Consider the following 12,822-nt stretch of genomic DNA (forward strand, 5'->3'; position numbering starts at 1 on the left):
ATGGCCGGCGCGATGCGCAAGATGGCGGTCTACCTCGGCCTCGTGGAGGACGATGGGTACGACGGCCGGGGGTTCGACCCCGATGACGACTTCGAGCCCGAACTGGACCCGGAGCCCGAGCGGGACCATCGACGGCACGAGCCGTCACATCAGTCGCACAGTGCACACCAGTCCCAAAGGGACGAAGAGGTACGAATCGTACAGCCGCCCGCGCCGCGTGAACCCGTGGCCCGATCGACTTCGCTACCCGCGGAATCCGGCCGCCCGGCGCGCATCGCGCCCGTGGCGTCCATCACACAAGAACGCGCAAGCCTGGAGAAGAACGCACCGGTGATCATGCCCAAGGTCGTGTCGGAACGAGAGCCGTACCGGATCACCACACTTCACCCGCGGACCTACAACGAGGCCCGTACCATCGGGGAACACTTCCGTGAAGGCACCCCGGTGATCATGAATCTGACTGAGATGGATGACACAGACGCGAAGCGACTTGTCGACTTTGCGGCTGGTTTGGTGTTTGGTCTTCACGGCAGCATCGAGCGGGTGACGCAGAAGGTGTTCCTGTTGTCGCCTGCTAACGTCGATGTCACGGCGGAGGACAAGGCCCGTATCGCAGAGGGCGGGTTCTTCAACCAGAGCTGAGACGCACCACCGGAAACAACCGCACGGATCAGGGAACAGGGGAGAGGGAAGCACCAGTCATGAGCGTGGTCTTGCAGGTTCTCTACATCGCGCTGATGGTCTTCCTCATCGTGCTTATCTTCCGGTTGGTCATGGACTACGTCTTCCAGTTCGCCCGCTCGTGGCAACCCGGCAAGGCGATGGTGGTCGTTCTGGAGGCCACCTACACTGTCACTGATCCACCGCTCAAGCTTCTGCGGCGGGTCATCCCGCCGCTGCGTCTCGGGGGCGTGGCGCTCGACCTGTCCTTCTTCGTACTGATGATCATCGTCTACATCCTGATCACGCTCGTGCGGAGCGCGATGTGAGCGATGTGACAGATACGGTCTTGCCGACTGCCGACGACAACGTTGAGGTGAAGAGATGCCGTTGACCCCCGAGGACGTGCGGAACAAGCAGTTCACGACCGTCCGCCTCCGAGAAGGCTATGACGAGGACGAGGTCGATGCCTTCCTCGATGAGGTCGAAGCCGAACTGACGCGACTGCTCCGCGAGAACGAGGACCTGCGCGCCAAACTGGCCGCGGCCACCCGTGCCGCCGCGCAGAACCAACAGAACATGCGCAAGCCCCCGGAGGGTCCCGGCGGCCCGCAGGACCAGCAGCAGGGCGGCATGCCTCAGCAGGGCATGCGCGGTCCCGGCGCTCCGGTACCCGCCGGCATATCGGGCCCGCCGCAGCAGCAGATGGGTGGCCCCATGGGAGGCCCGCCCCAGCTGCCCAGCGGTGCTCCGCAGCTGCCCGCCGGTCCCGGCGGTCAGGGTGGCCCGCAGGGCCCCGGTCCGATGGGCCAGGGTCCGGGGCCGATGGGCCAGTCCCCGATGCAGCAGCAGATGGGCGGCCCCATGGGCGGTCCGATGGGTGGCCCCATGGGCGGTCCTGGTCAGGGTGGCCCCATGGGCGGCCCCGGTCAGGGTGGCCCCGGTGGCGACAGCGCCGCCCGTGTCCTCTCGCTGGCCCAGCAGACCGCTGACCAGGCCATCGCCGAGGCTCGTTCCGAGGCCAACAAGATCGTCGGCGAGGCGCGTTCGCGTGCCGAGGGTCTTGAGCGTGACGCCCGTGCCAAGGCTGACGCCCTGGAGCGGGACGCGCAGGAGAAGCACCGTGTCGCAATGGGCTCCCTGGAGTCCGCCCGCGCCACGCTGGAGCGCAAGGTCGAGGACCTGCGCGGCTTCGAGCGCGAGTACCGCACGCGGCTGAAGTCCTACCTCGAGTCGCAGCTGCGCCAGCTGGAGACCCAGGCGGACGACTCGCTCGCCCCGCCGCGGACCCCGGCCACGGCGTCCCTCCCGCCGTCCCCGGCGCCTTCCATGGCACCGGCCGGCGCGAGTGCCCCGTCGTACGGTGGCAACCAGACGATGGGCGGCGCCCCGTCTCCGGCTGCTCCGTCCTACGGGGGTCAGCAGCAGATGTCCCCGGCGATGACCCAGCCCATGGCGCCGGTCCGGCCGCAGGGTCCGGGCCCGATGGGCCAGGCTCCGTCGCCGATGCGCGGGTTCCTCATCGACGAGGACGACAACTGACGGTTGGTAGTACGCCGTAGGCGTCGGCAGCGTTCAGGGCGGGGCCCCGGATTTCGATCCGGGGCCCCGCCCTTGTGCTACGCGTGTTCATGGAGTTTGCGCTGTTTGTTCGGGGATCGGATGCGGTGTCCGACGTACGCAACGCCGAAGGCCCGGGCCGACCAAGATTTTTGGCGGCCCGGGCCTTCGATGTGCGCGGGGTGTGTGACTACGCCTTGCGCAGGCGGAACGTCAGGGTCAGACCCTCGTCCTCGAACGGGGAGCCGTAGCTGTCGTCCGCCTCGCCCTGGGCGAAGTCCGTGGCGAGGACCTCGTCGGCGATGAGCTCGGCGTGCTCGGCCAGCGCCGCGACGGTCTCCGGGTCGGTCGCCGTCCAGCGCAGGGCGATGCGGTCGGCCACGTCGAGGCCGCTGTTCTTGCGGGCCTCCTGGATCAGACGGATCGCGTCACGGGCCAGGCCCGCGCGGCGCAGCTCCTCCGTGATCTCCAGGTCCAGAGCGACCGTCGCGCCCGAGTCGGACGCCACCGACCAGCCCTCGCGCGGGGTCTCCGTGATGATCACCTCGTCCGGAGCGAGGGTGACCGTCTCACCGTCGACCTCCACCGACGCCGTGCCCTCGCGCAGGGCCAGGGACAGGGCAGCGGCGTCCGCGCCCGCGACGGCCTTCGCCACATCCTGGACGCGCTTGCCGAAGCGCTTGCCCAGGGCGCGGAAGTTGGCCTTGGCGGTGGTGTCCACCAGGCTGCCGCCGACCTCGGAGAGGGACGCCAGGGAGGAGACGTTCAGCTCTTCCGTGATCTGCGTGTGCAGTTCGCGGTCGAGGGACTCGAAGCCCGTCGCCGCCACCAGGGCACGGCACAGCGGCTGACGCGTCTTCACGCCCGACTCCGCGCGCGTGGCACGGCCCAGCTCGACCAGTCGGCGGACCAGGACCATCTGCCTGGACAGCTCCGGGTCGATCGCCGACAGGTCCGCCTCCGGCCAGGACGCCAGGTGCACCGACTCCGGCGCGTCCGGGGACACCGGGACGATCAGGTCCTGCCAGACCCGCTCGGTGATGAACGGGGTCAGCGGGGCCATCAGCTTGGTGACCGTCTCGACGACCTCGTGCAGGGTGCGCAGGGCCGCCTTGTCGCCCTGCCAGAAGCGGCGGCGCGAGCGGCGGACGTACCAGTTGGACAGGTCGTCGACGAACGCCGAGAGCAGCTTGCCGGCGCGCTGGGTGTCGTACGCCTCCAGGGACTGGGTCACCTGGTCGGTCAGCGCGTGCAGCTCGGACAGCAGCCAGCGGTCCAGGACCGGGCGGTCGGCCGGGGCCGGGTCGGCGGCGGAGGGCGCCCAGTTCGACGTACGGGCGTACAGGGCCTGGAAGGCGACCGTGTTCCAGTACGTCAGGAGGGTCTTGCGCACCACCTCCTGGATCGTGCCGTGGCCCACGCGGCGTGCCGCCCACGGGGAGCCGCCGGCCGCCATGAACCAGCGCACCGCGTCGGCGCCGTGCTGGTCCATCAGCGGGATCGGCTGGAGGATGTTGCCCAGGTGCTTGGACATCTTGCGGCCGTCCTCGGCGAGGATGTGGCCGAGGCAGACGACGTTCTCGTACGACGACTTGTCGAAGACCAGGGTGCCGACGGCCATCAGCGTGTAGAACCAGCCGCGCGTCTGGTCGATCGCCTCACTGATGAACTGCGCCGGGTAGCGGCTCTCGAAGAGCTCCTTGTTCTTGTACGGGTAGCCCCACTGCGCGAACGGCATCGAGCCCGAGTCGTACCAGGCGTCGATGACCTCCGGTACGCGCGTGGCCGTCTTGCCGCAGCCGTCCTTCGGGCAGGCGAAGGTGACGTCGTCGATGTACGGGCGGTGCGGGTCGAGGTTCGTCTGGTCGGTGCCGGTCAGCTCGGTGAGCTCCGCGCGGGAGCCGACGACCGTGAGGTGGTCGTCCTCGCAGCGCCAGATCGGCAGCGGGGTGCCCCAGTAGCGGTTGCGGGACAGCGCCCAGTCGATGTTGTTGTTCAGCCAGTCGCCGAAGCGGCCGTGCTTGACCGAGCCCGGGAACCAGTTGGTGTTCTCGTTCTCCTCAAGGAGGCGGTCCTTGACTGCCGTGGTGCGGATGTACCAGGACGGCTGCGCGTAGTAGAGCAGCGCGGTGTGGCAGCGCCAGCAGTGCGGGTAGCTGTGCTCGTACGCGATGTGCTTGAAGAGCCGGCCGCGCTGCTGGAGGTCCTCGGTGAGCTTTTCGTCGGCCTTCTTGAAGAAGACGCCGCCGACCAGCGGGACGTCCTCCTCGAAGGTGCCGTCGGGGCGGACCGGGTTCACGACGGGCAGGTCGTACGCGCGGCAGACCTTGAGGTCGTCCTCACCGAAGGCGGGGGACTGGTGGACCAGACCCGTGCCGTCCTCGGTCGTGACGTACTCGGCGTTCACCACGTAGTGGGCGGGTGCCGGGAACTCGACCAGCTCGAACGGGCGCTCATACGTCCAGCGCTCCATCTCGGCGCCGGTGAAGGACCGGCCGGTGGTCTCCCAGCCCTCGCCGAGGGCCTTGGCGACCAGCGGCTCGGCGACGACGAGCTGCTCCTCGCCGTTCGTCGCGACGACGTAGGTGACGTCGGGGTGGGCGGCCACGGCCGTGTTGGACACCAGGGTCCAGGGCGTGGTCGTCCACACCAGGAGCGCGGCCTCGCCGGCGAGCGGCCCGGAGGTGAGCGGGAAGCGGACGTACACGGACGGGTCCACGACCGTCTCGTAGCCCTGGGCCAGCTCGTGGTCGGACAGGCCGGTGCCGCAGCGGGGGCACCAGGGGGCGACGCGGTGGTCCTGGACCAGCAGGCCCTTGTTGAAGATCTCCTTGAGCGACCACCAGACCGACTCGATGTACTCGGGGTCCATCGTGACGTAGGCGTCGTTGAGGTCGACCCAGTAGCCCATGCGGGTCGTGAGCTCTTCGAAGGCGTCGGTGTGGCGCAGTACGGACTCGCGGCACCTGGCGTTGAACTCGGCGATGCCGAACGCCTCGATGTCCTTCTTGCCGCTGAAGCCGAGCTCCTTCTCGACGGTCAGCTCGACCGGGAGGCCGTGGCAGTCCCAGCCGGCCTTGCGGGCCACGTGGTAGCCGCGCATGGTGCGGAAGCGGGGGAAGACGTCCTTGAAGACGCGGGCCTCGATGTGGTGGGCGCCGGGCATGCCGTTGGCGGTGGGCGGGCCCTCGTAGAACACCCACTCGGGGCGGCCCTCGGACTGCTCCAGGCTCTTGGCGAAGATCTTCTGCTCGCGCCAGAAGTCGAGCACGGCGTGCTCGAGGGCGGGCAGGTCGACCTGGGCGGGTACCTGGCGGTACGTCGGCGTTGTCATCAGCGGGCTTCCTCCGGCGGACTTGCTGCCTTCCGTCCGGAGGGACGAGAGCCGTGTCTTTCCGTACGCCGGTGTCGGCGCGCTCCCGCGGTACCACCCTCCTTGGCCCTCCGACGCGGGGTGTGCGTCGGCGAGCCCCCTCATTGGGGTCGCGAGCCGGTTCTACTGGCCGCTGCTGTTCGGCTGCGGCTTTCTTCCGGCGGCTCCGGGGTGATCTTCACGTCGCGCTCGCCCCCGGGCTTCCACCGTCCCCGGGTCGCTCTGGGCTGCGTACGTCGCTACTCGTCCCCATCCACGCTTTTCGCTCCGCCCAGTGTACGGCGCCCCGGGGACAGCGGCCGACCGGTTTTCCGGCGGCCTCGGTGGCCGTGTCGGGCCGGCCGGTGGTGACCCGAATGGAGCGGTACGCGTGTTCGGATTCTGGGACGTCCGGCTCGATTGCATACCCGGCGGGGAGCTGGGCACAACGGTTGCAGGTCTCCCGCGCTGCATGCGCGAGGCGGGCGAATCGGGCGGTGTGCCCCGTTGCCGCGGGACTCAAGTCGATTTATCGTCCCAGCACGATTCGCGAGCAAGATCACAATATGTGAAGGGGCCGCGGCATGGTGGCGAAGAAGACCGCCGTACAGCAGTCGGCGTCGGGCAGATCCATCCATGCGGAGGCCGCCGGCGGGGTGGGAGTGGGGGCGGGGGCGGGGGCCTCCGGCGGGGTGGGAGTGGGGGCGTCGGGCGGTGCTGTGACTTCTGGCGGCGCGGGTGTGGCTGGTGGTGCCCGTGGATCCCGTGGATCCCGTGGTTCCCGGGGTGGCGGTGTGTCGGTGGGGGCCAGAGTTTCAGGTGGTGCGGGTGTGCCGGTGGGTGCCGGGGTCTCTGGTGGTGGAGGTGCGGGGGCCTCGGGTGGTGCGGGGGCTTCCGGTGGCGCGGCCAAGGGTGTGGGCGGGAAGACGAGCGCGCAGGGGGGTGCGACGGGGGCGCGGGACGGGAAGTCGGTGAAGGCGGTGCGGGGGGCTGACAAGGCGGCGGGTGGCGAGACGGGCGCTTCCACGGCGGGCGGGACGGCGACCGCTCACGAGGCGGGCGGTGGGAGAGCGGCCGTATCGAGGGCCGCCACCAAGAAGGGCGGCGACGAGAAGACTCCGGCGAGGAGGGCGGCGGCCAAGGGAAGTGCGGACACGGCTGTCGTTGGGAAGGGCACCGACGAGAAGGGCGTGGAGGCAGCGGCCAAGAGGGCCACGGCAAAGGAAGCGGCGACGGCAAAGAAGGCAGCGGCCGAGGACGGTGCCGCCAAGAAGGGCACATCCAAGGGGAGTGCTGCCAAGAAGGCGACCGCGAAGGCGGTTGCGGGGAAGGAAGTCGCAGGTCGGAAGGCTTCTCGGAAGAAGGGGGCCGATGGTCGGGCGGCGGCGGTCGAGGAGGGTGCGGTCGAGAACGGGGCGGCCGGCAAGGGCTCCGCCAAGGTGAGCGCGGCGAAGCACGGCTCGGCGGGGCAGAGCTCCGCCAAGGTGAGCGCGACCGGGAAGGGCGCGACAACGCAGAACGTGGCCGCGGTGAGTGGCTCGGAGAAGGGCCGTCAAGGGAAGGGCGCGGTCGAGGAGAGCTCGGCGGGGAAGGGTTCGGCAAAGGGGAGCGCGGCGGGGAAGGGTTCGGCCAAGGTGAGCGCGGCCAAGGTGAGCGCTGCGGGGAAGGGCTCGGTGGCGAAGGGGGCGGCTGAGGTGAGCGGTGTGGAGAGCGGCTCAGCGGGGGAGAGCGGGGCCGGACTGAGCGGCACGGGGAGGGGTTCGGCAACGGGGAGCGCGGCCAAGGTGAGCGCCGCCGGGAAGGGTTCCGTGGCGGAGAGTGCGGCCGAGGTGAGGGGCGTGGAGAAGGGCTCGGCTGGGAAGGACGCGGCCGAGGTGAGCGCCGTGGACAAGGGCTTGGCTGAGATGAGCGGGGCCGAGGTGAGCGGTGTGGGGAAGGGCTCGGCGAAGAAGGGTGCCGTGGGGAAGGGGGCGGCCAAGAAGAGCTCCGCTGCGGAAGGGGCAGTGAAGGGCGCGGCGGGGCGCGGGGTGCGGGCGGCTGGAGTGCGTGGGGTCGCCGAGGGCAGGGCCAAGAAGGTGGGCGCGGCGCAGGCCGCGGAGCAGACGGGAGCCACGACGGTGGTTGCGAAGAAGACTCCTGGCACGGCCACGGCGGCCAAGACCGCCGTTCCCAAGGCACGCCTCGTCGCGGTGGAGCCCGGCGAACTCGCGGTGCGCCCCGGTGAGGACCCCTGGACCCCGGAGGAGGTCGAGGAGGCGCGCGCCGAGCTGCAGGCCGAGGAGACGCGGCTGCGCGAGGAGATCACCTCGTCCGAGCAGTCCCTCGTCGGCCTGATGCGGGACTCAGGGGACGGCGCCGGCGACGACCAGGCGGACACCGGTGCCAAGAACATCACGCGCGAGCACGAACTGGCGCTCGCCGCCAACGCGCGCGAGATGCTCATCCAGACCGAACGCGCCCTGGAGCGGCTCGACGCGGGGACCTACGGCCTCTGCGAGAACTGCGGCAACCCGATCGGCAAGGCACGGATGCAGGCCTTCCCGCGCGCGACCCTGTGCGTCGAGTGCAAACAGAAGCAAGAACGCCGGTACTGACCGGTAGGCGGGTGCCCCCGGACGTGTCGTACTCTCGTCCTCAGTCAGGTACCTAGGTTGAGGGACTCACGTGGCAGAGGCGGAGCGCATCATCGGTACGCCGGATACCCCAGAGGCGGCGGGAGCCGAGCCGGAGCAGGCCGCCGGGCACGCGAACGACACCGCGGCCGAGCGGCCCCGGGGCAGGCGCCGGATCGCCGTGCTGTTCGGCGTCGCCGTGTTCGCGTACGCCCTCGACCTGATCAGCAAGATGCTCGTGGTCGCCAAGCTGGAGCACCAACCGCCGATCGAGATCATCGGTGACTGGCTGCAGTTCGAGGCCATCCGTAACGCGGGCGCGGCCTTCGGCTTCGGCGAGGCCTTCACCGTGATCTTCACGGTGATCGCGGCGGCCGTGATCGTGGTGATCGCCCGGCTCGCCCGCAAGCTCTACAGCCTGCCCTGGGCCATCGCGCTCGGTCTGCTGCTCGGCGGCGCCCTCGGCAACCTCACCGACCGGATCTTCCGTTCGCCGGGCGTCTTCGAGGGCGCGGTCGTGGACTTCATCGCGCCCAAGCACTTCGCCGTGTTCAACCTGGCCGACTCGGCGATCGTGTGCGGCGGCATCCTGATCGTGCTGCTGTCGTTCAAGGGGCTGGACCCCGACGGGACCGTCCACAAGGACTGAGGCCCCGGAGAGGGTTGTCCACAGGCTCCGTACGGGGCTGTCCGACCCGTCCGGCATACTCGACGGGTGAGCACGATTCCCGAGATCCGTACCCTGCCCGTGCCCGACGGCCTGGAGGGCGAGCGCGTCGACGCCGCCATCTCCCGCATGTTCGGCTTCTCCAGGACCAAGGCGGCCGAGCTGGCCGGGGCGGGCAAGGTGCAGGTCGACGGCGCCGTGGTCGGCAAGTCCGAGCGGGTCCGCGGCGGGGCCTGGCTGGAAGTGGAGATGCCTGGCGCGCCCGCGCCGGTGCAGATCGTCGCCGAACCGGTCGAGGGCATGGAGATCGTGCACGACGACGACGACGTGGTCGTGATCGTCAAGCCTGTCGGGGTCGCCGCCCATCCGTCTCCGGGCTGGTCCGGGCCGACCGTCATCGGCGGGCTCGCCGCCGCCGGGTACCGGATCTCGACCTCCGGTGCCGCCGAGCGCCAGGGCATCGTCCACCGGCTCGACGTGGGCACGTCCGGTCTGATGGTCGTCGCCAAGTCCGAGTACGCGTACACGTCGCTCAAGCGCCAGTTCAAGGAGCGCACGGTCGACAAGCGGTACCACACCCTCGTCCAGGGCCACCCCGACCCGACCAGCGGCACCATCGACGCCCCCATCGGCCGCCACCCGAACCACGACTACAAGTGGGCGGTCACCGCCGAGGGCAAGCCCTCGATCACGCACTACGACCTGATCGAGGCGTTCCGCGCGGCCTCGCTGCTCGATGTGAAGCTGGAGACCGGCCGTACCCACCAGATCCGCGTCCACATGTCCGCCCACCGGCACCCCTGCGTCGGCGACCTGACCTACGGCGCCGACCCGACGCTCGCCAAGCGGCTCCGGCTGACCCGCCAGTGGCTGCACGCCGTGCGGCTCGGCTTCGAGCACCCGGGGGACGGGCAGTGGGCCGAGTTCGAGAGCGACTACCCGGCCGACCTCCAGAAGGCCCTGGACCAGGTCCGCGAGGAGACGTACGCGTGAGTTCGCCGTCGCCGTCGCCGTCGCCGTCGCCGTCCACGTCGTACGCGGTGCGCGTCGCCGAGGACCCCGCCGACCGCGAGGCCTGCTTCGCGGTGCGCAAGGAGGTCTTCGTCGTCGAGCAGGGCGTCCCGCAGGAGATCGAGTACGACGCCTACGACGCCGGTGCCGTGCATGTGCTGGCCGTCCGGGAGGACGGGCTGCCGCTCGGGACCGGGCGCCTGCTGTACGGCGAGGCGGCCGCGGCGAAGGTCGACGGCGATGCGTCGGTGGGCTCGCTGGGGCGGCTCGCCGTGACGCAGGCGGCGCGTGGCCTCGGCGTCGGCGCGGCCCTCGTGCGGGCCGTCGAGGACGCGGCCCGCGCGCGTGGCCTCGCGGCCGTGGACCTGCACGCGCAGACCCACGCCCTCGGGTTCTACGAGCGGCTGGGATACGTGGCGTACGGTCCGGAGTTCCCCGACGCGGGGATACCGCACCGGGCGATGCGGCGCGCTCTGTAGCCGAGGGCCCGTAAGCGCTGGTGGGAAAGTCGGCGTGGCAGGCTGGAGACCTGTTGTGTGGATGTCGACCTTCCCGGAGCGCTGACCGTGGATCAGTTGGCCCTGTTGTTCGTGCTGTTGCTCGGGGCCGTGGTGAGTGTCCCGGTGGGGGACCGGCTGGGGCTGCCGGCGCCGGTGCTGATGACGCTGCTCGGGATCGTGCTCGCGCTGCTCGAGTTCGTGCCGAACGTCGAGGTTCCGCCGGACCTGATCCTTCCGCTGCTGCTGCCGCCCCTGCTCTATGCCGCCGTACGACGGACCTCCTGGCGGCAGTTCGCGGCGAACGTGCGGCCCATCTTCCTGCTGGCCGTGGCGCTGGTCTTCGTCACGACGCTGTGCGTGGCCGCGACCGCCCACGCGATCGTGCCGGGGCTGCCGATCGCCGCCGCCGTGGCTCTCGGCGCGCTCGTCGCGCCGCCCGATCCGGTCGCGGCGACCGCCGTGGCCGGCCAACTCGGACTGCCGCGGCGCCTGGTGTCCATCCTGGAGGGCGAGGGGCTCTTCAACGACGTGACGGCCATCGTGCTCTACCACGTGGCCATCGCCGCCGCCGTGAGCGGCACCTTCTCCCCCTGGGAGGCCGGACTCGACCTGGTGCTCTCCGCCGTGGTGGCGCTGGCCGTCGGGCTCGCGCTCGGCTGGGGCGCCAACAAACTGATGGATCTGCTCGGGGACCCGACCCTTCAGATCGGGCTCTCGCTGCTGGTGCCGTACGCCTCGTACGTGATGGCCGAGGAACTCCACGGCTCCGGCGTGCTCGCCGTCCTCATCACCGCCCTGTTCCTCGCCGAGTACGCCACCGACGCCGACGACGTGATGACGCGGCTGGCCGGGCACACCTTCTGGGACATCGTCGACACGCTGGTCACCGGGGTCGCCTTCGGCCTGATCGGGCTCGAACTGCACAACGCGGTGCGCACGGCGTCCGGGCGGTGGAACGAGATGCTCGGCTGGGCGGCCGCGATCGTCTGCGTCGTCGTCCTCGTGAGGCTGCTGTACCTGCTGCCGGCGACCTGGCTGACCAAGCGGATGCACGCCAAGCGGGACATCGACGAGGAGATCCCGATGAGCTGGCGCGAGACGGTCGTGATGTGGTGGTCGGGGATGCGCGGCGTGGCCTCGGTGGCGCTGGCGCTGGCGGTTCCGCTGGAGACCGAGTCGGGGGGCCCGTTCCCCGACCGGGACGAGATCATCTTCATCGCGTTCGGCGTGATCATGGCGACGCTGGTGCTTCAGGGGCTGACGCTGCCATGGCTGGTGAAGCGGCTCGGGGTGCGGGCCGACAGCGCGCGTGAGAAGGAGTTCGAGAAGCAGCTGGCGGTGCGCGCGGCGCGGGCGGCGAAGCGGCGGCTGAAGGAGATCGAGGCCGTCGAGGACCTGCCCGAGGAACTGTCCGAGCAGATGCTGCGGCGGGCGTTCGAGATCGGGGTGCGGATCAGCCCGGACATGGGCGAGGAGGAGCGCCGGGAGGCGCATCAGCAGCGGGTGCGCCGGCTGAAGCGGGTGCGGCGGATCCAGAACGAGCTGCTGAGCGCGGCGCGGCACGAGGTGCTGGCGGCCCGCAGCGAGCCGGGGGCCGATCCGGAGGTGGTGGACCGGGTGCTGCGGCATTTGGACGTGCGCAGTCTGCGGTGATTCGGTCGCCGGCGGACGTCCTTTCGTATGATCTGATCATGGCTCGCAACGTTGTCATCAGTGGAGGCGGTACGGGGATCGGGCTCGCGGCGGCACAGCTGTTCGCGGCGGACGGGGACCGGGTGCTGCTGCTCGGCAGACGCCCCGAGGTGCTGGAGCAGGCGGGTGTGCCCGGCGCCCTCACCTACGCGGCGGACCTGAGCAGGCCGAGCGGCGTGCGCGGCGTGGAGCGGTTCGTGGCGCGGGAGTTCGGCACCGTGGACGTGCTGATCCACGGCGCCGGCGGTTCCGGATACCTGGAGCCCAAGGTGGACAGCGACGAGCCGCTCGACGTGGTCCTGCACAACTGGACCCTCAACTTCGGCCTCAACACCCTGACCGCGGCCCTGCTCACCGAGGCCCTGAAGGACCGGCTCGCCGACCCCGGCGGGCGGGTGCTGTTCATCGGCTCCATCGCCGGCTTCCGCGGCTCCGGCAGCGGGGCGTATGCCGCCTCCAAGGCCGCGCTGCATCCGTACGCCCATGATCTGGCCCGGCAGTTGGGGCCGCGCGGGATCACCGTGAACGTGGTTGCGCCCGGGTACATCGAGGACACCGAGTTCTTCGGCGACGGCATGGACGAGGAGCGGCGCGCCCGGCTGGTCGCGGAGACCTCGACCGGCCGGGCCGGTACGCCCGGGGACGTGGCCGCCACCCTGCACTGGCTGGCGTCCCACGCCGCCGGGCACGTCACCTCGCAGATCATCCAGGTCAACGGCGGGGCGGAGCGCGGCCACTGAGCGCTCTGCGGTTGTGCCGGGGGGTTGT

At 70.6% G+C, this 12,822-nt stretch carries 10 protein-coding genes; 9 read left to right on the top strand and 1 reads right to left on the bottom strand.

The window, feature by feature from the left end:
- From AQJ67_RS13900 to AQJ67_RS13910, 3 genes are read left to right on the top strand one after another with little or no spacing between them, the layout of a single operon-like run.
- The gene (locus AQJ67_RS13900; RefSeq protein ID WP_030049252.1) at positions 1–642 is read left to right on the top strand and encodes a cell division protein SepF; all 642 of its coding nucleotides are present in this window, start codon (positions 1–3) and stop codon (positions 640–642) included.
- Positions 643–701: 59 nt separating this feature from the next.
- A complete protein-coding gene (locus AQJ67_RS13905; RefSeq protein WP_004001943.1) occupies positions 702–989 on the top strand; it encodes a YggT family protein in 288 nt (95 codons plus the stop codon).
- A 55-nt stretch (positions 990–1,044) separates the two neighbouring features.
- Positions 1,045–2,202, top strand: a complete 1,158-nt coding sequence (locus AQJ67_RS13910; RefSeq protein ID WP_062719016.1) for a DivIVA domain-containing protein — start codon at positions 1,045–1,047, stop codon at positions 2,200–2,202.
- A gap of 208 nt (positions 2,203–2,410) precedes the next feature.
- On the opposite strand, the gene ileS is transcribed toward AQJ67_RS13910, so the two are convergent.
- Positions 2,411–5,554 (bottom strand): isoleucine--tRNA ligase, encoded by a 3,144-nt coding sequence (gene ileS, locus AQJ67_RS13915; protein ID WP_062719017.1) that lies wholly within the window; start codon positions 5,552–5,554, stop codon positions 2,411–2,413.
- Positions 5,555–7,101: 1,547 nt separating this feature from the next.
- On the opposite strand from ileS, the gene AQJ67_RS45035 reads away from it, so the two are divergent.
- The 6 genes from AQJ67_RS45035 (at position 7,102) to AQJ67_RS13955 (ending at position 12,794) form a co-directional block, all read left to right on the top strand.
- On the top strand, positions 7,102–8,166 hold the full coding sequence (locus tag AQJ67_RS45035) for a TraR/DksA C4-type zinc finger protein (RefSeq protein ID WP_244190466.1): 1,065 nt from the start codon (positions 7,102–7,104) through the stop codon (positions 8,164–8,166).
- 70 nt (positions 8,167–8,236) lie between these two features.
- Positions 8,237–8,833, top strand: coding sequence for a signal peptidase II (lspA, locus tag AQJ67_RS13935; protein ID WP_062719020.1), 597 nt, complete (start codon positions 8,237–8,239; stop codon positions 8,831–8,833).
- Positions 8,834–8,899: 66 nt separating this feature from the next.
- A complete protein-coding gene (locus AQJ67_RS13940; RefSeq protein WP_062719021.1) occupies positions 8,900–9,844 on the top strand; it encodes an RluA family pseudouridine synthase in 945 nt (314 codons plus the stop codon).
- The gene (locus AQJ67_RS13945) at positions 9,841–10,341 is read left to right on the top strand and encodes a GNAT family N-acetyltransferase (RefSeq protein ID WP_062719022.1); all 501 of its coding nucleotides are present in this window, start codon (positions 9,841–9,843) and stop codon (positions 10,339–10,341) included. Before AQJ67_RS13940 ends, AQJ67_RS13945 begins: the two co-directional genes overlap by 4 nt.
- Before the next feature lie 87 nt (positions 10,342–10,428).
- Entirely contained in the window at positions 10,429–12,015 is a 1,587-nt protein-coding gene (locus AQJ67_RS13950; RefSeq protein WP_062719350.1) for a Na+/H+ antiporter, read from the top strand.
- A gap of 38 nt (positions 12,016–12,053) precedes the next feature.
- Positions 12,054–12,794, top strand: a complete 741-nt coding sequence (locus AQJ67_RS13955; protein ID WP_062719351.1) for an SDR family NAD(P)-dependent oxidoreductase — start codon at positions 12,054–12,056, stop codon at positions 12,792–12,794.
- Positions 12,795–12,822 lie beyond the last annotated feature (28 nt).

The organism is Streptomyces caeruleatus (assembly GCF_001514235.1).
Taxonomy (GTDB): domain Bacteria; phylum Actinomycetota; class Actinomycetes; order Streptomycetales; family Streptomycetaceae; genus Streptomyces; species Streptomyces caeruleatus.